Source organism: Nocardiopsis alba (genome assembly GCF_000710955.1).
GTDB lineage: Bacteria > Actinomycetota > Actinomycetes > Streptosporangiales > Streptosporangiaceae > Nocardiopsis > Nocardiopsis alba.
In genome coordinates, this window is the sequence record NZ_BAZE01000015.1 from 46,507 (window position 1) to 67,613 (window position 21,107).

19 protein-coding genes are annotated in these 21,107 nt (G+C 71.7%); 7 read left to right on the top strand and 12 right to left on the bottom strand.

Going from position 1 to position 21,107, the window contains the following annotated elements; genetic code table 11:
- The first annotated feature begins 115 nt into the window (after nucleotides 1-115).
- Nucleotides 116-2,329 carry an alpha-N-acetylglucosaminidase gene (locus TR33_RS23165; protein ID WP_042285497.1) on the top strand — a complete coding sequence of 738 codons (2,214 nt, stop codon included), beginning with the start codon at nucleotides 116-118 and terminating at the stop codon, nucleotides 2,327-2,329.
- Here the strand turns inward: TR33_RS23165 and TR33_RS23170 are convergent.
- Both TR33_RS23170 and TR33_RS23175 read right to left on the bottom strand, forming a co-directional pair.
- Nucleotides 2,302-2,973, bottom strand: a complete 672-nt coding sequence (locus TR33_RS23170) for a lysophospholipid acyltransferase family protein (protein WP_026125131.1) — start codon at nucleotides 2,971-2,973, stop codon at nucleotides 2,302-2,304. The two genes, TR33_RS23165 and TR33_RS23170, sit on opposite strands and share 28 nt — an antisense overlap.
- A 162-nt stretch (nucleotides 2,974-3,135) precedes the next feature.
- Nucleotides 3,136-4,059, bottom strand: a complete 924-nt coding sequence (locus TR33_RS23175; RefSeq protein ID WP_017535293.1) for a threonine/serine dehydratase — start codon at nucleotides 4,057-4,059, stop codon at nucleotides 3,136-3,138.
- A gap of 114 nt (nucleotides 4,060-4,173) precedes the next feature.
- Here TR33_RS23175 and TR33_RS23180 point away from each other — a divergent pair, with 114 nt between their 5' ends.
- Entirely contained in the window at nucleotides 4,174-5,079 is a 906-nt protein-coding gene (locus tag TR33_RS23180) for a LysR family transcriptional regulator (RefSeq protein ID WP_014912988.1), read from the top strand.
- On the opposite strand, the gene TR33_RS23185 is transcribed toward TR33_RS23180, so the two are convergent.
- From TR33_RS23185 to TR33_RS23200, 4 genes are all read right to left on the bottom strand, one after another.
- Nucleotides 5,076-5,453, bottom strand: a complete 378-nt coding sequence (locus TR33_RS23185; protein WP_036568278.1) for a VOC family protein — start codon at nucleotides 5,451-5,453, stop codon at nucleotides 5,076-5,078. The genes TR33_RS23180 and TR33_RS23185 overlap by 4 nt on opposite strands.
- A 56-nt stretch (nucleotides 5,454-5,509) precedes the next feature.
- Nucleotides 5,510-6,793 (bottom strand): MFS transporter, encoded by a 1,284-nt coding sequence (locus TR33_RS23190; RefSeq protein WP_042285499.1) that lies wholly within the window; start codon nucleotides 6,791-6,793, stop codon nucleotides 5,510-5,512.
- Between the two features lie 52 nt (nucleotides 6,794-6,845).
- Nucleotides 6,846-7,568 (bottom strand): response regulator, encoded by a 723-nt coding sequence (locus TR33_RS23195; RefSeq protein WP_014911878.1) that lies wholly within the window; start codon nucleotides 7,566-7,568, stop codon nucleotides 6,846-6,848.
- A gap of 309 nt (nucleotides 7,569-7,877) precedes the next feature.
- Nucleotides 7,878-8,510, bottom strand: coding sequence for a trimeric intracellular cation channel family protein (locus tag TR33_RS23200; protein WP_014909283.1), 633 nt, complete (start codon nucleotides 8,508-8,510; stop codon nucleotides 7,878-7,880).
- Between the two features lie 243 nt (nucleotides 8,511-8,753).
- On the opposite strand from TR33_RS23200, the gene TR33_RS23205 reads away from it, so the two are divergent.
- Entirely contained in the window at nucleotides 8,754-10,112 is a 1,359-nt protein-coding gene (locus TR33_RS23205) for a dihydrolipoyl dehydrogenase family protein (protein WP_042285500.1), read from the top strand.
- On the opposite strand, the gene TR33_RS23210 is transcribed toward TR33_RS23205, so the two are convergent.
- Complete coding sequence (locus tag TR33_RS23210) at nucleotides 10,109-10,969, bottom strand: siderophore-interacting protein (protein WP_017535297.1); 861 nt, start codon at nucleotides 10,967-10,969, stop codon at nucleotides 10,109-10,111. The genes TR33_RS23205 and TR33_RS23210 overlap by 4 nt on opposite strands.
- An 83-nt stretch (nucleotides 10,970-11,052) precedes the next feature.
- Nucleotides 11,053-12,051: an N-acetylglucosamine kinase gene (locus TR33_RS23215; protein ID WP_042285606.1), complete on the bottom strand. Its 999-nt coding sequence runs from the start codon at nucleotides 12,049-12,051 to the stop codon at nucleotides 11,053-11,055.
- A 215-nt stretch (nucleotides 12,052-12,266) separates the two neighbouring features.
- On the opposite strand from TR33_RS23215, the gene TR33_RS23220 reads away from it, so the two are divergent.
- Together TR33_RS23220 and TR33_RS23225 are read left to right on the top strand one after the other, a co-directional pair.
- Nucleotides 12,267-13,562, top strand: coding sequence for a GNAT family N-acetyltransferase (locus TR33_RS23220; protein WP_042285503.1), 1,296 nt, complete (start codon nucleotides 12,267-12,269; stop codon nucleotides 13,560-13,562).
- A 107-nt stretch (nucleotides 13,563-13,669) separates the two neighbouring features.
- Nucleotides 13,670-14,128 (top strand): nitroreductase family deazaflavin-dependent oxidoreductase, encoded by a 459-nt coding sequence (locus TR33_RS23225; protein WP_017535300.1) that lies wholly within the window; start codon nucleotides 13,670-13,672, stop codon nucleotides 14,126-14,128.
- A gap of 65 nt (nucleotides 14,129-14,193) precedes the next feature.
- Here the strand turns inward: TR33_RS23225 and TR33_RS23230 are convergent, their stop codons facing one another.
- From TR33_RS23230 to TR33_RS23245, 4 genes are read right to left on the bottom strand one after another with little or no spacing between them, the layout of a single operon-like run.
- The gene (locus TR33_RS23230; protein ID WP_042285505.1) at nucleotides 14,194-15,255 is read right to left on the bottom strand and encodes an aminotransferase class V-fold PLP-dependent enzyme; all 1,062 of its coding nucleotides are present in this window, start codon (nucleotides 15,253-15,255) and stop codon (nucleotides 14,194-14,196) included.
- 46 nt (nucleotides 15,256-15,301) lie between these two features.
- On the bottom strand, nucleotides 15,302-16,162 hold the full coding sequence (locus TR33_RS23235) for a phosphotransferase (RefSeq protein ID WP_042285508.1): 861 nt from the start codon (nucleotides 16,160-16,162) through the stop codon (nucleotides 15,302-15,304).
- Between the two features lie 38 nt (nucleotides 16,163-16,200).
- A complete protein-coding gene (locus TR33_RS23240; RefSeq protein ID WP_052358240.1) occupies nucleotides 16,201-17,433 on the bottom strand; it encodes an MFS transporter in 1,233 nt (410 codons plus the stop codon).
- Nucleotides 17,434-17,492: 59 nt separating this feature from the next.
- Nucleotides 17,493-18,032, bottom strand: a complete 540-nt coding sequence (locus TR33_RS23245; protein WP_014908722.1) for a MarR family winged helix-turn-helix transcriptional regulator — start codon at nucleotides 18,030-18,032, stop codon at nucleotides 17,493-17,495.
- A 290-nt stretch (nucleotides 18,033-18,322) separates the two neighbouring features.
- Here TR33_RS23245 and TR33_RS23250 point away from each other — a divergent pair, with 290 nt between their 5' ends.
- Both TR33_RS23250 and TR33_RS23255 read left to right on the top strand, forming a co-directional pair.
- Nucleotides 18,323-19,285, top strand: coding sequence for an MBL fold metallo-hydrolase (locus TR33_RS23250; protein WP_014911234.1), 963 nt, complete (start codon nucleotides 18,323-18,325; stop codon nucleotides 19,283-19,285).
- Nucleotides 19,286-19,390: 105 nt separating this feature from the next.
- Nucleotides 19,391-21,058, top strand: a complete 1,668-nt coding sequence (locus TR33_RS23255) for an FAD-dependent monooxygenase (protein WP_042285510.1) — start codon at nucleotides 19,391-19,393, stop codon at nucleotides 21,056-21,058.
- The last annotated feature ends 49 nt before the right edge of the window (nucleotides 21,059-21,107 follow it).

Consider the following 21,107-nt stretch of genomic DNA (forward strand, 5'->3'; position numbering starts at 1 on the left):
GGGACCGCGGGGACAGGGCGCGTGCACACGCCCTACCCGTTCCGCTTCTATCCATACCGAATATGGTTATGTACTGTACGTAATCGATTCGTATCCTGACCGAATGGGCACGCGGATGATCGAGGACGCACGGGACACGCCCGCATGGGGCGCCGCCATCGACGCACTGGCCCGTCGGATCCTCGGCTCCGCGCATCGACCGCTGCGCCTGCGCGAGCACGAGGACGAGCGGCGCTCCTTCGAGTACCGCGCCGACGGCGGGACGCTCACGGTCTCGGCGACCGATCCGATCGCGGCCGCCGTGGGGCTGCACACCTATCTGCGGCGGGTGTGCGGGCGTTCGGTGTCCTGGGACACCGTCCTCCCGCTACCGGTCTCCTCCCTGCCCGACGCCCCGCCCACGCGCGGCGCGGCCGAGGTCGACCGGACCTATCACCTCAACTTCTGCACCACCGGTTACACGGCCGCCTACTGGAACTGGGCCGACTGGGAACGCGAGATCGACTGGATGGCGCTGCACGGCGTCACCACGCCGCTCACCCTGAGCGGGCACGAGGCCGTCCTGTACGACACCTACGTCCGGCTCGGGATGGACGAGGAACGGGTCCGGGAGTTCATCGGCGGCCCCGGCTACCTGCCCTGGCAGTACATGGGGAACCTGGACCACTTCGCCGGACCGATGCCCCTGTCGTGGATCGAGGGCCACCGCGAGCTGGGGCGCCGGGTGCTGGAGCGCCAGCGCGCGCTGGGCATGGCCCCGGTCCTGCCCGGGTTCACCGGACACGTCCCGCCCTCTCTGGCCCCCGGCCGGACCGGGAGTCGCACCTGGCAGGGCCTGGTCACCCACGTCCTCGTCCCCACCGATCCCCTCTACACCACGCTCTGCGCCGAGATCGTCCAGACCCAGAAGGCGCTCTTCGGCACCGACCACCAGTACGCGATCGACCCCTTCATCGAGATGATCCCGGTCGACTCCGATCCCGGCTTTCCCGGAGTGGTCGCCCGCGCCACCATCGAGGGGCTCACCCGGGCCGATCCCCACGCGGTGTGGTTCCTCCAGACCTGGCCCTTCTCCTACCAGAGCGACTTCTGGAGCCCCGAACGCGTCGAGGCCTTCCTCGACGCCATCCCCGACGACCATCTGCACCTGCTCGACCTGTGGGCCGAGTACGACCCCCAGTGGAGTCGCTTCCACGCCTTCGGCGGCACGCCCTGGACCTGGTGCGCCCTGCTGAACTTCGGTGGCCGGACCGACCCGATGGCCGATCTCCAAGGGGCCGTGGACCGGATCGGCGCGGCGAAGGACTCCGCCCACCCGCCGGAGGGGATCGGTCTGTCCATGGAGGCCACCCGCAACAACCCGGCCTTCTTCGAACTGGTCGTCGACCAGGCCTGGACCCGGACCGGACGGGTCGAGGAGGAATGGCTGCCCGACTTCGTCGCACAGCGCTACGGCCCGGGTCACGACCCGGCGCTCCTGGAGGGGTGGCGGGGGCTGCTGCGCACCGTCCTGGGCGCCTCGGGCGTGCGGATTTTCCCCGAACAGTTCAACGGGGTCCTCACCCTGCGGCCCCACTACCGGCACCTGGAGGACTCGTCCGCGCTCCGGGCCGAGGTCACCGCCCTGGTCTGGTACCCCTGGCCCGACCTGCTCGCGGCCTGGGAACGCCTGGTGGCCGGGGCCGAGACCGACCCTCTCGCGGTCGAGGGGCCGTTGGGGCACGACCTGGTCGACGTGGCCATGGCGGTCCTGTCCCGGGTCGCCGACCACCGCTACCTGGAGATGGTCGAACACCTCGACCACCACCCGGAGCTCCCCGAAGGAGGCCTGGAACGGTTCCTGGAGGTCTTCGACGACCTGGACGCCCTGTTGGAGACCCGCCCCGAGTACCGCTACCGGACCTGGGAGGCCAAGGCGACCTCCTGGGCCACCGGCACCGAGGATCACCGGGTCCTGACCGACAACGCCCGCCGCATCCTCACCGTCTGGACCACCCTGGACGACCCCCGGCTCGACGACTACGCCGGACGTCTGTGGTCGGGGCTGGTCGGCGGCTACTACCGTCCGCGTTGGGAGTCCTGGGGCGAGGGGGCCTCACTGGCCGTGCACGAACCGGACCGCGCCCAGGCGCGGCTCGACGATCGGCTCACCGAGCACGCCGACCGGTTCCTCAGACGAGGGGCGCCGCTCCCGCCGAGATCGACCGAGGGCACGCTCGCCCTCTCACGTCGTCTCCTGGACCGCTACGGCGGCGACGCCACCCCGTCGGGCCGTCCACAGGCGGAGGGCATCGGGCCGGATCAGTCGGCGGAGCCGTGGTCGTTGTAGGTGTCGGCCCGCTCCTGGCCGGTCAGCTCGTGGATGGCGTCCATGACCCGGTCGGTGATGGCCCTGCGGGCCTTGGCCGGTGTCAGGTGGTCGAAGCCGGTGGAGAAGTTCAGGGGTTCGCCGAACCGCACGGTGAAGGGGTGCGGGCGCGGAACGCCGGCGCCCACCGGCTGGACCTTCTGGGTGCCGCTGATCCCGACCGGCACGACCAGGGACTTGGACTCCAGCGCCAGATGGGCGACGCCGGTGCGGCCCCGGTACAGGCGTCCGTCCCGGGAACGGGTGCCCTCGGGGTAGACCACGCAGGCCTCGCCCTCGTTGAGCCGGTCCAACATCGTCTCCAGGGCCACCATGGCGTCGCGCGAGCTGCCGCGTCGGACCGGCATGGCGCCCAAGGCGCCGAACATCGTCTTGGTGAGCCGTCCCTTGACCCCGGGGGTCTCGAAGTAGTCGGACTTGGCGAGGAAGCGGACGCGGCGCTGGGGGACCGACAACGGGATGACGACGCTGTCGACGAAGGACAGATGGTTGCTGGCCAGGATGACCGACCCGGTGGCGGGGACGTTCTCACGGCCCTCGATGGTCGGGCGGCACAAGGTCCGGGCGAGGATCGCCGCGGTCTGCCGCAACGCACCGTAGAGCACGTGTTCTCCCTTGGGATGGTCGGACGAACGCCGCACCCAATGTAAGGGTGACCCGGCGGTAACAATGGCGTGGCACACATAGAGTGCGCCAGGTCACCCAAAGGGAGGGAAACGGGGGAGAACGGTCGAACGCACACCCCCGTGGAAGGGTTCCGGCCCCGGTCAGTCGACCGGACGCCAGTCCGCGTTGGCCCCGCACACCACCAGGCACGGGTTCTCGCCGGGCACGCGTCCGGCCAGCCAGGCGGCGAAGGGGACGGCCGCGGCGGGCTCGGTGGCGATCCGGAACTCCTGCCACAGACGGGTCTGGGCGCTGATGATCTCGGCGTCGCTGACCAGCGCGGGCGTCACCGGGTGGGCGCGCAGCACCTCGAAGGGCACCCGGCCCAGGGTGGCGGCGCCCAACGCCGAGGACGCCACGGACTCCACCGGGGTGGTGACCGGATGTCCCGCCGCCATCGCCGCGTGCATGCTCTGGCAGCCCTCGGGCTCGACCGCGACCACACGACGGCCGTCCGCTCCCAGCCGCACCCCGGCCGCCAGACCGCCGCCGCCCACGGCCACCACGATCGTGTCGCACTCGGGGGCGTCGGCCGCCACCTCCAGCCCCACGGTGCCCTGACCGGCCACCACGAGGGCGTCGTCGAAGGCGTGCAGGTAGCGGATCCCCTCGGTCTCCGCCTGGTGACGGGCGGCCTCGGCGGCCACCGCGTAGTGCTCGCCCACCCGGACGATCTCGGCCCCGGTCGCGGCCAAGGGGACGGCCTTGGCCTCGGGGACCGTCTCGGGGACGTAGACCGTGGCCCGCACGCCCAGGATCTTCGCGGCGGTGGCCACGCCCAGACCGTGGTTGCCACCGGAGGCGGTGATGACCCGGTCGGTGGGCTCGCCGCCCATGAGGGCGTTGAGCGCGCCGCGCAGCTTGAAGGCGCCCGTGCGCTGGAGCTGCTCCAGCTTCAGGGTGAGGGTCCGCCCGTCGATCTCGGCGCGCATCACCGGGGTTCGTCTGGTGTGGGGGGAGATGCGTTCGGCGGCGGCACGGACGTCGGTGGCCGTGGGCACTGCGGGCGCGGTCGTGGTGCTCATGGTCCCACTCTGCCGCTACCGGCGATTAACTTAAAGTTGTGTCTGCTAAAGATGATTAAGCGAAACTTTGTGTCAGACTTTGATTCGGTACGGAATGTCGCGAGGGGAGGCCGGATGCTGGACGCCAATCGGGTGCGGGTCCTGGTCGAGATCGCGCGCGCCGGATCGATCGCGGCCGCCGCCGAACGGCTCTCCTTCACCCCCTCGGCCCTGTCGCAACAGCTCACCAAGTTGGAGACCGAACTCGGCTGCCGGCTGGTCGAACGCGGACGCACCGGCGCCACGCTCACCGAGGCCGGCCGTGTCCTGCTCGAACACGGGGAACGCGTCCTGGGCGAACTGCGCGACGCCGAGGCCGCGGTACGCGCCGTCTCGGGGGAGCGGGCGGACCGTCTCTCCCTGGGCGCCTTCGCCAGCGCGGGCAAGGTGCTGCTGCCCGAGGCCCTGGCGGTGTTCGGCCACGAACATCCCCACGTGCGCCTGTCGCTGTCCGACATCGAACCGCCCGGAGGCCACGACCTGGTCACCTCCGGCGACCTCGACCTGCTCATCACCCACCGCTATCCGGGCGTCCCTCCGCCCCGCACGGGCGGCCTGCACCGGGAGCGGCTCCTGGTGGATCCGCTCATGGTGGCGGCCCCGGCCGGTCACCCGCTCGCCGACGGGGAGCTCTCCCTGGCCGAACTGGCCGACGAGGACTGGATCTGCGGGGCCCCGGGCATCCACAACCGGGTCAGTCTGGACGCGGCGGCCGAGGCGGCGGGGGTACGCTTGCGGGTCGCCTACGAGACCCGCGACTACGAGGTGGCGCTGGCCCTGATCGAGGCGGGCATGGGGGTGGCCCTCCTCCCGCGGAGCATCCTGGGGGCCGCGCACGGAGACGGGTGGGTCGCCCGTCCTCTGCGCGGGGCCCGTCTGGCCCGGGAGATCTACACGGTGCACCGCCGTCGTCCGACCGAACCGGTGTCCGCCATGGTCACCACCCTGCGCCGCGCCGCCGCACGGACCCTTGCCCGCTAGTGGACGGGCGCGTCGTCCTCGCCGCGCAGGACGCAGAACTCGTTGCCCTCGGGGTCGGCGAGGATCGCCCAGCCCGAACCGTCGGGGCGCCGATGGTCGGCGACGAAGGTGGCGCCCAGCCCCAGCAGCCGCTCGACCTCCCGCTCCCGCGAGGTGTCGGGGCGCAGACACAGGTGGATCCGATTCTTGACCGTCTTGGCCTCGGGCACCTGGTTGAAGTACAGGGTCGGCCCCTCGGCCATCTCCACCAGGGTCTCCTCGTCGCCCGGCCTGCTCTCCGGATGGACGGGACGTCCGGTCACCGCGCTCCAGAAACGCGCGAGCCCGTAGGCGTCCTCACAGTCGATGGCCACGTTCAGCACTGTCGAGATCATGCGCGCCACCCTGACACCCCCGAAACCTGAACACCACCCGTTTTCCACACCCCTCCTCAGACCCCGGCCGCCGTCTCGGCCGCCCGGATCCGCTTCGTGGTCAGCTTTCGTGCCGCCACCAGGGCCAGGACGAGGCTGAGCGCCCCCGAGGCCAGGAAGGGGACCGACAGTGCGTTCTGACGCCCGAGGATCGGTTCGAGCAGGGAGGCGAGCGACCCCGCCATGAGCATCCCGATCGGCGCGACCCCCCAACCGATCGTGCGATAGGCGGACAGGACCCGGGAGAGCAGGCGGCCGGGGATGAGGCGTTGACGCAGCGAGAGGGTGACCACGTTCCACCACACGGTGGCGAACCCGATCAGTGTCCAGAGCCCGGCGAACAGCAGAGCGTCGGGTACGACGGCGACGGCGACATAGGCCGCACCCTGGACGACGAAGACCAGGGTCAGGGCGGCGCCGGGCGGTACGTACGGGACCATCCAGGGCACCACCTGGGCGCCGACCACCATCCCGACCGCGACCGCGGTGGGCAGGAGTCCGTAACCACGCGAGTTGAGGCCGAGCACGTCCTGGGCGAAGAGCACCAGGACCGCGGCGTTCATGGAGGCGGCCAGGTTCGACGCCCCCAGGAAGACCGCCAGGGTCCGCAGGAGGCGGTGGCGCCACAGCCACCGCACACCGTCGAGGAGCATGTGGCGGGGCGACCCCCGGTCCTGCCCGTCCACCGGCGCCGGGCGGAAGTCGCCCCGCATGCTCAGGAGGACCAGGACGGCGCAGGCCACGAGCAGGGCCTGGAGACCGAAGGTCCACACCATGGACAGGGCCACGAGGAAACCGGCGACGGGGGTTCCCACGAAACGGCCGGCGACCTCCTCCACACTCCACAGGGTGCCGTTGGCCCGCTCCAGGCGGCTTCGCGGCACCACGGAGGGCAGGATCGACTGCGCGGTGTTGTCGAAGAAGACCTCGCAGACCCCCACGGCCAAGGCCACCAGGAGCACCACCGGAAGGCTCGCCACATCCAGGGCCACCAGGAGGGTCATCGCCACCAGGACGGCGGCCTTACCGCTCGCGGCCATCACCATCAACCGCCGTCGATCGACGCGGTCCCCGACCACACCCGCCACCAGGGCGAGCAGGAGCCAGGGCAGCCGGGTGGCCATGGCGACGGCGGAGATCGCCAGGGGGTCGTCGGTGAGGGTGGACGCGTACCAGGGCAGGGCGACCAGGGCGATGCCGTCCCCGAGGTTGCCCAGGGCGCCGGCGGTCAGCAGCCTCCGGTAGTCGCGGCCGAGGGGTTCTCGGGGCGGTGAGGCGGAGCGCCCCGGTCGAAGGCCCACCTGAACGTGCTCCCTCCGGGGACGGCGGACACGGCCCTCTCAGTGGTCCGGGTCAGGCGACGTATTGGGCGCGCACGGCGTAGATGGCGGCCTCGGTGCGCGAGTGCACCTGGAGCTTCTCCAGGATGTTGCGCACGTGGTTCTTCACGGTGTTCTCGGTGATGAACAGCCGTTCGCCGATCTCACGGTTGTTCATCGAACGCGCCAGCAGCTTCAGCACCTCGGTCTCGCGGGGGGTGAGCTGGGGCAGCTCCGCCCTGGCCGGAGGGGAGCTGTCCTGTTTGGCCAACTCGGCGAACTCGGCGATCAGCTTGGTGGCCATGGAGGGTTCGATGAACGACCGGCCCCGGGCGATGGTGCGCACGGCCCGGGAGATGTCGGTGACCGCGATCTCCTTGAGCAGGTAGCCGGTGGCGCCGGCCTTCAACGCCTCGAACAGGTCGCTCTCGTCCTCGCTCATGGTCAGCATCACGAACTTGACCTCGGGGACGGCCGCGCGGATGCGGGGGCAGGCCTCGATGCCGGTGGAGCCGGGCATCATCACGTCCATGAGGACCACGTCGGGGCGCAGTTCGGTGGCCAGTCGGACCGCCTCGTCCCCGTCCCCGGCCTCGTTGACGACGTCGATGTCGTCCTCGTCGTCCAGGACCGAGACCAGCCCGCGTCGGAACAGGGCGTGGTCGTCCACCACGAGCACCCTGATGGGGCGTGCGCTCTCCTCCTCGTCATCGGAGGGGTGGGGGAGCGGAACGGGTCCGGGGGGGTGGGGGCTCACCGAAAAAGACTCCTCTTCTGTACGGGCCGTTTTCCGGTTCCCTTTCGTGGGGAAGGGGACCGATTCGGCCGGAACCCGGGTCCCTCGTCGCCCTGGGGGAGGGACGTTCGGGAGCCGTGGCCCCGGGGCCGTTCGCACGGCCCCGACACCCGTGGATCCGGCTCTCGCGACCGGCGCGGGCGAGGGGGAACCTCGCGTTCCGTCCTCCCGGGCGATTATCCCATGAGCGGTCGGGAAAGGGGCCGTTCTCGGCACTTCGCTCTTTCCTCGGAACCGACCGAAACCCGGCGTCCGTGGACTTCGCGTCGGTCACAGGGGCGGGGCGCCGGGAGGGTTGGGCGCGTTCCAGCGGTAACGCAACGCCAGCGTCCGGAGGGTGAAGCAGACCAGGGCGCCGACCACCGCGATCCACCCGGCGGAGAACCCGACCAGGTCGGCCAGGACCACGATCCCGGCGGCGAGCATCGCGGGGATCGCGTACAGGTGCGAGTTGGCGCTGAGCACGGTGGGCACCCGGTTGAGCAGGACGTCGCGGATGGTGCCTCCGCCCACCGCGCTGAGCACGCCCAGCAGGACCGCCTGGAGCGGTCCGAACCCGAAGGCCAGGGCCTTGGTCGCCCCGATGACCGCGAACAGACTCAGCCCGGCGGCGTCGAACAACAGGATCGGTTTGGCCAGGTGGGTGAGCCGACGGCTGAGGAAGAACGCCAGTGTGCCGCCGGCCAGCGCGGTGGTCAGGTAGCGCCAGTCCTGGAAGGTGGCCGGGGTCTCGCCGAGCAGGACGTCGCGTATGACGCCGCCGCCGATGGCGGTCACCACCCCCAGTGCCATCACCCCGACGATGTCGACCCGCGCGGTGCGGATCGCGGTCAGGGCCCCGTCCAGGGCGAAGGCGAAGATCCCGAGGAGGTCGAGGACGAGAAGGACGTTCTGAGTGGACATGGCCGGTGGAGGGTTCCTTGCGCGAGGTGGGGCGATGCCGATGATTCCATCACGCCCGCCCCGTCCCCCGCGCGTGCGGTCCGGCCGTTTCGCACGAGGTGCCGGTCCCCTCGCGGATCTGGCGGCGCGATCGCGGTTGAGACGATCCCCTTCGGGGGAGTCGACAGGCGTGTCGGTTCCCTCCCGCCGACGCGCGTGCCGACACCATCGGGGAGGAGATCCGGCGAACCGAGGACGGGGAACATGGAACACGTGGACGCGATCGTCATCGGAATGGGGCCCGGCGGTGAGGTGGTCGCCGACCGACTGCTCACCGAGGGACGACGTGTGGCGGTGGTCGAGCGGGAACTGATCGGCGGGGAGTGCGCCTACTACGCCTGTATCCCCACCAAGGTCCTGTTGCGTTCGCCCGAGGCGCGGGAGGAGGCGGCCGACGTGGCCGGGCTCTCCCGTCCGGACCGGAAGTGGTCCGAGCTGCGCTCCTACCGGGACGGCATGGTCCGCCACCTGGACGACAGCGCCCAGGCCGAGAACTATCGGGACCGCGGAGCCCTGGTGCTGCGCGGGGCCGCCCGGATCGTGGGGCGCGACCCCTGGCGGGTGGAGGTGGCGGGCACCGAGGTGACCGCCGACCACGTCGTGGTCGCCACCGGTTCGTCCCCGATCCGCCCGCCGGTCGAGGGGCTGGACCGGTTGGGCCCGGACCTGGTGTGGACCAACCGGGAGGCCACGAACCTCACCGAGATCCCCTCGCGGGCCCTGGTGATCGGCGGCAGCGCGGTCGGGATCGAACTGGGCGGGTTCCTCGCCGACATGGGCTCGGAGGTCACCATCGTCCAGCGCGGCCCCCGGCTGCTGGACCGTGAGGACCCCCGCCTGTGCGGGCTCGTCACCGAGAGGTTCGAGGCCGAGGGCGTCACCGTGCGCACCGGCGCCGAGGTGTCCTCGGTGGCGCGTGAGGGGGGCGGGGTGGTGGCCGAACTCTCGGACGGCTCCCGTGTCCACGCCGACGTCGTGGTGCTGGCCACCGGACGTCGTCCTCGCGGCGACGAACTGGGCCTGGCCGACCTCGGGGTGGAGCCGGACCGGGGCTCTCTGCCGGTGGACGAACACTGTCGGGTGGCCCCGGGACTGTGGGCGGTGGGGGACGTGACCGCGCGCTCCATGTTCACGCACGTGGCCAAGTACCAGGGGCGGGTGGTGGCCGACAACGTCCTCGGGGGCTCGCGCGTCGCCGACTACACGGGCGTGCCCCGCGTGGTGTTCTCCCACCCCGAGATCGCGGCCGTGGGGCTCACCGAGGAGCAGGCCCGTGACCAGGGGGTGGACGTGACCACCTCAGAGGTCGACCTCACCGAGGTCCTGGCCCGGCCCTGGACCTACGCCACCGATCCGATCGGGCGCCTGGGTCTGGTGGCCGATCGCGGGCGGGGCGTGCTGGTGGGGGCCTGGGCCTTCGGACCGATGGCCTCGGAGTGGATCCACACCGTGGCGTTGGCGATCCGGACGGGGCTGTCGGTGGAGACGCTGCGCGACTCCGTTCCCCAGTTCCCCACCTACAACGAGGGCTACATCGTGGCCTTGGAGGCGCTCGACGTCTAGACGTCGACGCGCTCGCGCAGGGCGGCGGCCTCCTCGGCCTCCACGCTCTGGTTCCACTCGGCCTTGGAGGCCTGCCAGCCGTCCTCGTTGCGGCCCAGTCGCCAGTAGCCGGAGATCGACAGACGCTCCTTGGGGACCCCCAGGTCCACGCGCAACAGTCGACGCAGTTCGCGCACCATCCCGGCCTCGCCGTGGACGAAGGCCTGGAGGTCCCCCTCGGGGAAGGTCCATTCCTTCAGGGCCGGCACCAGGAGCGATCCCACCCGGGTGCCCTCGCGGTGCAGCCACCGCACGTGGACGCCCTCCGGGGTCCTCAGCTCCTGACGCTCCGCCGCGTCCTCGATCTCCAGGAACACGTGCGCGGTGGCGCCTTCGGGCAGCTGTTCCAGGGAGGCGGCGATGGCGGGCAGCGCGCTCTCGTCTCCGACCAGCAGGTGCCAGTCGGATTCGGCGGCGGGGGCGTAGGTACCGCCGGGGCCGAAGAAGCGCAGGAGGTCGCCGGGGCGGGCCTGGGCGGCCCAGACGGCGGCCAGGCCGACGTCGCCGTGATAGACGAAGTCGATGGTGAGCTCGCGGGTCCGCGGGTCCCAGGCGCGCACCGTGTAGGTGCGGGTGACCGGCCACTCCGAGCGCGGCCGTTCGGCCTTGATCGCCTCGACGTCGTAGGGCTCGGGGTCGCCGGGGGCGGGCGGCGGGAACAGCAGCTTCACGTAGGAGTCGGTGACCCCGGAGGTCTCGAACGCGGCCAGGCCCTCACCGCCCAGCACGACCCGGACCATGTGCGGGGTCGGGCGTTCGACGCGCTCGACCCGGCCGGTGTGGACGATTCTCTTCGGACGTGTCCGCCGCTCCGTCACGGAGTCCCCTCTCCTGTAGGTTAGGCAAGCCTAACCCGATACACAGTAGGGCACCGTGACGGAACGGAGCAAACCGGCGCCGATCAGGCCGGGACCGAGGGGGCGGCCGGATCCGCGCCGGTGAAGGCGGCGTGCAGCGCGGGGTCGTCGCCGTCCACACCGGCGTTCACCGCCGCCAGCCAGGCTGCGGCCCCCTCCGTGCGACCGGCCCGCAGCACGGGCGCCCCGGTGCCCAGGGTCAGCTTGTGGGTCAACGCCTCCCGGATCGGCGCGGACCGGATGAGCACCCCGCCCGCCAGCACCACCGGCAGACGTTCGCCCGGCACCCGGACCTGGTGCACCGACTGGGCCAGGTGCCCGGCGGCGGCGTTCACGATCACCTCGGCCGACGGATCGCCCTGTCGATGCGCCTCGGTCACCAGCGGGGCGAACTCGGCCAGACCGATCGGCGGGGCGGCGGTCAGGGTCCGGGCGAAGTCGCGCGCGTGCTCCTCGGGCCGGTACTCCCCGGTGGGGCGTCGCCCAGGGACCACCCGTTTGGCCACGGCACGGGCCAGCGGACTGAGCTCCCCGCCCAGACTCATCTGTCGAGCGGTCTCCCGGGCGGCCTGGTGCCCGATCCAGAACGCCGAGCCCTCGTCCCCGATCAGCCAGCCTATCCCGTCGGCGGTCCTGACACGGCGCCGCCCTTCGATCCGGGTGGCGATCGCCCCGGTCCCGGCGATGAGGACGGTGCCGTGGGGCTCGGGGGTGCCCGAGGCGAAGGCGACCTCGTCGTCCCCGACGAACTCGTCCCCGCCCGGGTTCAGGCCGGCCTTGACCAGCGCGTCCCCCATGTGTTCGCGGATCGTGTCGTCCCGCAGGAGAGACACCCCGGCCAGACCGACCACGGCCGCGACCACCGAACCGCGCGCCGTCGGCCCGGCCCGGTCCAGGGCGGAACCGATCGCCTCGGTCAGTTGCTCGGCGGCCCGTTCGGGGCCGTGCGCGTTGGGGTTGGCCCCGCCGGCCCGGGCCTCGCCCAAGGGGACGCCGTCCAGGGTGGTCACCAGGGCGCGGGTGGTCGTGCCCCCGGCGTCCACCCCCACGACCAGGGAGGGAGCGGGGGAGGAGGGAGGGAATCGTCGTGTCGTCACGAACAGAGCCTGCCCTGAGAGGGGGCGGATTACTCACCCGGGTGCGGCTCCGGGTTCGAACGGGAACCCGGTTCTCGCGCCGCTCTCGACGGCGCCGATCGAGGGTGTGACGTGTGAAAAACCTGTGGCTCGATCTTTCTCCGACCTGATAACCATCGATCATGGCCGGCGAACCCGAGGAGAAGACCGTGAACACGACCCGCAGAGAATGGACGGTGCGCCACGGCGACCGCGACGACTTCGCCGAGGCGATGCGCGTGGTCGGGCAGGCGCTCCTGTTCGGCGAGGAACTCGAGGCCCTGCTCGAACGATCCCGCCTTCTGCACGACGTGATGGGCTACGAACGCCTCCTCGTCGCTGTGGACGACACCGAAGGAACCGAGGAGATCATCGGCTCGGCCAACCACTTCCCCTTCGAGATGACCATGCCCGGCGGGCCCGTCCCCGTGGCCGGTGTGACCGGTGTGGGCGTGTGGCCCACCTATCGTCGGCGCGGCGTCCTGAGCGCGATCATGCGCCGTCAGCTCGCCGACATCCATGAGCAGGGGGTGCGCTACGCCGCCCTGTGGGCGTCGGAGGGCTCCATCTACGAGCGCTTCGGCTACGGCGTCGCCTGTCACGAGATGGACGAGATCTCGATCTCCAGCCCCCACGACGTGCTGCGGGCCGACGCTCCCCGCGACCCGGACCTGAAGGTCGTCCTGCGGGAGCCGGCGGCGGTCCGCGCCGACCTGGAGCGCGTCCACGACGCCTTCGCCTCGACCAGGGTCGGACAGTTCCGCCGGACCGAGCCCTGGTGGGACCGGACCCTGCGCGACACCCCCGATCGCCGCGAAGGGCGCAGCCCCATGATGGCGGTCGTGGTGTACGGGGCGGAGGGACCGCTGGGCTACGCCCTGTACCGCACCAAGGCCCGGTGGGCCGACGACGGCGCCCAGGGCGAGGTGTACGTCCAGGAGATCGTCGCCACCGCCCCCACCGTCTGGACCGCCCTGTTCGAGCATCTGTTCAACCGGGACCTGGTCTCCCGGGTCGAGTTCTCCTTCCTCCCGGCCGACTGCCCGCTGCACCACCTGCTCCCCGACCGGGGCCGTGCCCCGGCCAAGCTCTTCCCCTCGCTGTGGGTGCGCCTGGTCGACGTCCCCGGTGCTCTGTCCGAGCGTCCCTACGCCGCGCCCTTCGAGGGCGTCCTGGAGGTCGCCGACCGGTACGCGCCCTGGAACGCCGGACGGTGGCGGATCAAGGCCGACACCGACGGCGCCCGGGTCGAGGCCACCGACGCCGCGCCCGATCTGTCCCTGGACGTCCACCACCTGGGCTCGGCCCACCTCGGCCGGACCTCGCTCACCGGCTACCTGCGGGCGGGTCTGATCACCGAGCACACCCCGGGCGCCACGGCCCGACTCGACACCGCCCTGCACCGCCACGACGCCCCCTTCTGCGGCGTCATCTTCTGACCGTCCGATCCCGCCGGGGCCGCGGTACGCATGTCGCGCGCCCCGGACGGGGCCTCCCGTGCCACCATCGGGGTGATCCGACGACCTCGCCTGAGCCAGGGAGAGAGATGGCCACGCACGACATCCTGCCCGGAGAATACGAGCCGAGCGCCTCACAGTGGGTCCGCGACCAGGTGGAACTGTACGAACGCACCGGCGGTCGCGAGGGCGACACCCTCATGGACACGGGGATGCCGGTCGTCATCCTCAGCACGCGCGGACGCAAGAGCGGCAAGGTCCGCAAGTCCGCCGTCATGAAGGTCGAGCACGGCGGCCTGTACGCGGTGATCGGCTCCCAGGGCGGAGCCCCCGAGGACCCGGCCTGGGTGCACAACCTGCGCGCCGCCCCCGACGAGGTGGCGCTCCAGGACGGGCCCGAACCCTTCGCCGCCACCGCGCGCGAGGTCGAGGGCGACGAGCGGGAGCTGTGGTGGGAGCGGGCCGTGGCCGCCTACCCGCCCTACGCCGACTACCAGCGCAAGACCGACCGCCGTATCCCGGTGTTCGTCGTCGGCCCCAAGGGCTGATCCCGACCGGTCCGGCCCCCGCCCCGCGTGAGCGTGATGGGCGGGGGCCGGCCGCGTGCGCGGGCTCAGAGGGAACCGGCGAGCGCCTCCGACAGCCGGTCCACGTCGTCCTCGGTGTTGTACAGGTGGAACGACAGGCGCAGCCGCCCGTTCCGGACCGAGGCCTTCACACCCGCCTCGGCCAACCGCGCGGCCGTGCCCTCCCGGACCGGCACGGACACGATCGCCGACCCGGCGCCCTCCAGCCCGAGCTCGGCGCGGAAGCGGTCGGCCAGGGCGGTGTCGTGCTCGTGGATCGCGGCGACCCCCACCTCCTCGATCAGATCCAGGGAACGTTCCAACGCCACCCAGGCCGGCCACACCGGGGCCAGGTCCAGCCGCCCGGCGTCGGATCCCTGTTCCAGGGCCGCCCCGTACAGCGACCCCCACGGTTCGGCCCCCGCGTACCAGTTCGCCGCCCGAGGCCGCAGCGCGGCCAGGGCCTCGGCGGTCCCGGACAGGAAGGCCGAGCCCCGGGTCCCCAGCAGCCACTTGTAGGCGCTGCACACCACGTAGTCGAAGCGGTCGTCGTCCAAGGGAAGCCAGCCGGCGGACTGGGTGGTGTCGACCAGCAGGCGGGTATCGCGGTCGGAACAGGCCGCCACCAGGTCGTCCAGAGGGGCGAGCGCGCCGTCGGAGGACTGCGCCGCCGACACCGCCACGAGCGCGGTCGAGGGGCCGACCTCCTCGGGCAGCCGTTCCAGGGGGACCTCGCGCACCCTCAGCCCCTCACGGGTGGAGAAGGGGTGCACGGTGGAGCTGAACTCGCGTTCGGCCACCAGCACCTCCGCGCCCTCCGGAAGGCTCGCGGCGACGGTCCCGGTGAACTGGGCGGTGTGGGTGCCGAGGGCGACCCGGTCGGGGGTCACCCCCGTCAACCGGGCGTAGGAGGCGCGGGCGCGTTCGACCCCGGCGTCGGCCTCGGCGGGGGAGAAGCCTCCTTCGGCCACCTCGCGGGTGTGCTTCTCCAGTGCCCGGAGGGCCGGCCCGGGTGTCAGGCCATGGGTGGCGGTGTCGAGGTAGACGTTCCGGGCGCCGAACCACGATCGGGCAGCGCGCAGGCGCTCGTGGGCGCTGCTCTGTTCCATAGCGAGATGTTCACAGGGGAGTGCCCCCACGACAAGACCCGATCCGTCACCGAAGACCGGCGCCGTCGGCGCCCGTCGCGGCCCGGAGCCGGGCGATCCACTCGATGCCCTGCCGTCGTCCGTCGGGGAAACGGTCGTCCCGGTCCCATCGCCAGGCGGCGATCATCGCCGTCATGAGCGTGCGGCACCGGCGCAGTAGTTCCCTGTCGACGTCCGGGTAGTGGTCGGCGACCTCGTCGGGGGCGTGCGCGAGGTCGAACTCGACCGGCCCTCGGCAACAGGTCTCCAGGTCGACGAAGAGCGGTCCTTCTGCGGTGGGGAGCAGGTTGCCGGGGTGCGGTTCGCCGTGCAGGAGCCGCTCCGGGGCGCCGTGCTCGAGGACGCTCCGCTCCATCTCGCGCAGGGTGCCGGCGAGCAGCTCCCGGTCGGGGGCGGTCAGTTCCGGGGTGCGGTGGTGGTCGTCCACGAGGGCGCGGGCCTGAGCCACCCGGTCCGTGAAGCGCGGTGCGGGGAGGTCGATCTCGCGCAGACCTTCGTGCAATCGGGCGAGGGCGTGGGCGTAGTCGGACGCGGGGACGTCCAAGGGCGGCACCGGCGGGTGGTGGGTCCACAGGGTGATCGCGAAGCCGTCGTGTTCGTGGACGATCGCCGGCACGCGGGGGTGAGGGGAGGCCACGGGCGCTCCGGCCAGGGTGAGTCGTCGGGCGAGCTCCACCTCGAACCCGGCCGCGTCCTCGCCGAGAGGGGCCACCCGGGCCAGCACGTCGCCGGGCGTGAGCCACAGGGTGATCCGGTTCGACTCGTGCAGGACCACCGCGTCGTCGGCGTCGGCGTCGGCGTCGAGGTCGAAGGAGACGGCGACGGCGAGGGCGGCGGACACCGCCCGCCGGGCCCGGGGTTCTCTCATGATCGTCGGTCCCTTCCTTGATCCCTTTGTCGGTTCCTTCATCGGCGTTGCTCCGATCCATGCCCGCGAGGTTCCCGGAGCCGTTCCCGGAGGCCCGGGACGAGGGGCGCGAGTAGACCTCCCGCGGCGGAGACGGTCACCGTCAGACCGCCGAGGAGGAAGACGGGTCCGGCCGTTTCGACCGAGGACAGGCCGCCGAGAAGCAGACCGACGACGAAGAAGGAGGCGATCAGCGCCGCCATCGCGGCGTGGGTCCTGCCGTGCACGGTGGCGGGCGTCCGCAGTTGTACGGCGGTGCGGAGTGACACGTTGACCAGCGCGTTTCCTACCCCGGCGAGCACCAGAGCGGGTACGGCCACCGCGATCACCGGGAACAGCCCGACGGCCGACAGGCCGACACCGGTCGTCAGGGCCCCGACCCCGACGACGCGTTCGGGGCCTCGTGCGCCCCATCGCGTACGGGCGACGATCACGGAACCGCCCAGGAGCCCGGCGCCCCACAGCGCGGAGAGGATCCCGAACATCATCTCCCCGCCTCCCAAAGGGCCGCGGACCAGGAAGACGAGCGCCACGTTGACGGTGGACATCGCGCTCACCGTGATGGCGAGTAGTGGGAGGAGCGCCCGTAGGGACGGTACCCGCCAGAGCGCTCGGATCCCCTCGGCGGCGCCTCCGTCCGTGCCGTCCGACGCCTTTCCCGGACGGCTCACCCGCATCGCGAGGACGCACAGTCCCGCCATGACGAAACTGATCGCGTCGATGACCAGGCACAGCCGGAGGCTGACCGCGGCCAGCAGGGCGCCGGCGACGACGGGTCCGGTGAGGGCGGCCAGGGAGCGCACTCCCTCGTAGGCGGCGTTGACCGAGGTGGAGACCGATTCCCGGGCCAGGACGGGCAGGATCGCCAGGAGGGCCGGCAGCGCCGCGGCGGCGAGGACGCTCACGAGGAGGAACCCTCCGACCATCACCACGGGGGTGGGGAAGAGGATGATCGGTAGGAGCGCGACCCCTTGAACCGCGGTGATCACCCCGAGGACACGTCCACCGTCGAATCGATCCACCCGGGGGCCGACCAACGGGGGAACGACGACCATGGGGATCAGCTGGGCCAGCAGGAGCGCGGACACCCAGACACCCTGCCCGGTCTCGGCGAGCCGGAAGGTCAGTGCGAGGAGGGCGATCTCGTCGCCCACCAGGGAGAAGCAGAGGACGACGAGGAAGAGCCTCGCCGGGGCGGGTATCCGGGAACCTCGGACCGTGGGGGAGGACATGTCGTCGATTCAACGGGGAGACGTCGTTCTCCGCACCTCTTTTTCTCCGGGCCGGTCTCTCAGTTGCGGAACTTGGCCTGGGCGTCGGTGGAGCCGGCCATCAGCTTGTTGAGCAGGCGCACCAGCTCACGGCGCTCCTCGGGTTCGAGGGCCTGGGCCCAGGCGCTCTCGCGTCGGTTGTGCGCGCGGAAGACGCCCAGGATCGCCCCGTAGCCGGCGTCGGTCAGGCTGAGCTGGAGGGCGCGCCGGTCGTGGGTGGCGCGTTCGCGGCTGAGCAGTCCGTCGCGTTCGAGGGTGTTGAGCAGGGCGGACAGGGCCGCGCGGCTCATTCCGGAGATCTCGGCGGTGGTCTTGGCCTCCATGGGGCCGGCCAGCCAGAGGGCGAAGAGGACGCGGAAGCCGGGCCAGGTCCAGCCTCGGGGGCGGTGGACGGAGGACTCCAGGTCGTAGACGACCATGCTCGTGGCCCGGTTGAGGGTGAGCACCATGCGCATGGCCTCGGCGTTCACCGTGGGGAGTTCCCGTTCGGCCTTCTGCACCGCGTAGTCCACGAAGGACCAGAAGGTGAGATCGTCCGGGGGTGCGGTGTTGTGAGTCACGCCGACCACCCTAGTACGCGGACGGGGCCGTCCCGGGGCGTTTTCCTCTGTCACACCGGCCCCACCAGCACTTTCCCTTCCGGTCGATGGCGGTGACGCTCCGAAACGGGTGCGTCATGGTCGCTTCGTCGGGTTTCACGCCCATGCTCGATATGTGAGCTGCATCACGATATCGAGGGTTCCAGGCCTCTTGGCCCTGTGGCGTAGGGCACGTTATGGTCATTTTCATCAAACGTTTGATCATTTGGGCGGCGGACACCGCCCGTGACGACCGAAGGGGCCTTCCGACCATGGCAGCCAAGCCGTTCGCCTCGTCCGCAGACACCGACGCCAAGGAACAGACCCTGGAGGTCCTGGCCGACGGCGTCTACGCCCTCACCGCCGAGGGCGACCCCAACGTGGGCGCCATCGAGGGCGAGGACTTCGTCGTGGCCTTCGAGGCCCTGGCCACCCCCACCGCCGCCAGGGAATGGCTCGCCAAGCTCCGTGAGCACACCGACAAGCCCGTCCGCTACCTGGTCCTGTCGCATTACCACGCGGTCCGGGTCCTGGGTGCCAGCGCCTTCGACGCCACCGTCATCCTCACCCACGAGAAGACGCACGAGCTCATCCGCGAACGCGGCGAGCAGGACTGGGCCAGCGAGTTCGGCCGTATGCCCCGGCTGGCCAAGGACGCCGACTCCGTCCCCGGCCTGACCTGGCCCACCCAGACCTTCGCCGACCGCACCACCATCGACCTGGGCGGCGACCGCGGCGAACTGGTCCTGGAGTACTTCGGCCGCGGCCACACCGAGGGCGACATCGTCGCCTGGCTGCCCAAGCAGCGGATCCTCTTCGCCGGCGACCTCGTCGAGGCCCAGGCCGCCCTCTACACCGGCGACGCCTTCCACAAGGACTGGGCCGGCGCCACCCTCGACCGGGTCAAGGCCCTCCAGGCCGAGATGCTCGTCGGCGGCCGCGGCGCCGTCAGCCGGGGCCGCGAGGAGGTCGACGCCGCCATCGAGCAGACCCGCGACTTCCTCAAGGTGATGATCCGCGAGGTCGGCGCCGTCCACGAACGCGGCGGCACCCTCAAGGAGGCCTTCGAGAACACCCACGCCGCCCTGGTCGACGGCTACGGTCACTGGCCCATCTTCGAGCACTGCCTTCCCTTCGACGTCTCCCGCCTGTGGGACGAGTTCTCCGGCATCGAGCGGCCCGTCATCTGGACCGCCGAACGCGACCGCGAGGTCTGGGACCTCCTCCAGGGCTGACCCGGCCCACCGCCCTCCCCGACCGGCCCCGACCGGAAGAACCCCGCCCCCACACCTCCACCTCCCCTCACGTCCGTACGGGACGCCCCACGAACGGAGCCCGGCATGCCCCGCCCCCCACAGCCACGTCCTCCCGCCGACACCTCCACCGACCCCGTGCTGGTCCTCGGCGCGGGACCGGTGGGACAGACGACGGCCCTGCTCCTGGCCCGTCGCGGGGTGCCCGTACGGATCGTCGACGCCCGACCCGAACGCGACGCCGTCGGCTCCAAGGCCATCTGCCAGCAACGCGACGTCCTCGACGTGTGGGACTGGCTCGGCGGCGGCGCCATCGCCGCCGAGGGCCTGACCTGGGACACCGCGCGCACCTTCTACCGGGACGACGAGCTGTTCGACGTCCGCCTGCCCGACCCCGGCTCCTCGCCCCTGCCCACCTTCGTCAACATCTCCCAATCGCGCACCGAGGAGATCCTCGACGACCTCCTCGCCCGCGCCGGGGTGGTCATCGGCTGGAACCACGAGGTCACCGGCATCGACCAGGACGAGGACGGCGTCACCGTCGAATGCGCCACCCCGCGGGGGCGGGTCCTGCTCCGCGGCACCCACGCCGTCTCCTGTCTGGGCTCCCACGGCGGCGTCGTCCGCAAGGCCCTGGGGGTGGACTTCGCCGGCACCAGCTTCGACGACCGCTTCCTCATCTGCGACATCCGCGCCGATCTCGGCGACTGGGAACGCGAACGCCGCTTCTACTTCGACCCCGAGTGGAACCCCGGCCGACAGGTGCTCATCCACCCCTGCCCCGACTCGGTGTTCCGGATCGACTGGCAGGTCCCCGCCGACTTCGACCTGGAGACGGAGGAGTCGAGCGGCCGGCTGGACGCCCGTATCCGCGAGATCATCGGCGACACCCCCTACGAGATCGTGTGGCACTCGGTCTACCGCTTCCACACCCGCGTCGCCGACCGGATGCGCGTGGGCCGGGTCCTGCTCGCCGGCGACAACGCCCACCTGGTCGCCCCCTTCGGCGCTCGCGGCCTCAACTCCGGGGTCCAGGACGCCGAGAACGCCGCCTGGAAACTGGCCTACGTCCGCGACGGTCGGGCCGGAGAGTGGCTCCTGGAGAGCTACCACACCGAACGCCACGCCGCCGCGCTGGAGAACGCCGAGGTCACCGGCGCCACCATGCGCTTCCTCGTCCCCCAGGGGGAGGACGAGCACGACCTGAGGCTGAGCGTCCTCGAACGTGCCGTCACCGACGAGAAGGTCCACCCGAAGGTCGACTCCGGCCGACTGGCCGAACCCTTCTGGTACACCGACTCGGCGCTCACCACCCCCTGCCCCGACCGCCCCTTCGGCGGACGCCCCCCGCGCGGGTCGGCGCCCAGACCCTGTCCGGGCGTGATCATGCCCGACGTCCCGCTGGCGCTGCCCGGCCGTCCCGACCTGACCCGACTCCGCCCCCTCCTGCGCGAGGGGCTGACACTCCTCCTGAGCGGAACCCCCGAGGGCACCGACCCCGAGACGACGCGCGCCGCGCTGCACGCCGTGGCCACCGGCACCACGCCCGCCCCGATCACCACGCTCCACCTGGACGACATCGACCCCACCGGAGCCCTGGGCCGAGCCCTGGAATGTGACCCCGGTCAGGTCTGGCTGGTGCGCCCCGATGCCCACATCGCGGCCGTCCTTCCCTGCGACGACCACGACGCCGTACGCGCCGCCATCCGCACCGCCCTGGGACACCCGGCCGCCGACATCGTCGCCACAGCCTGACGAACCCGGCCCCCGGCCGGGGGGACACGCCCCCGAACCCGGGGAACGA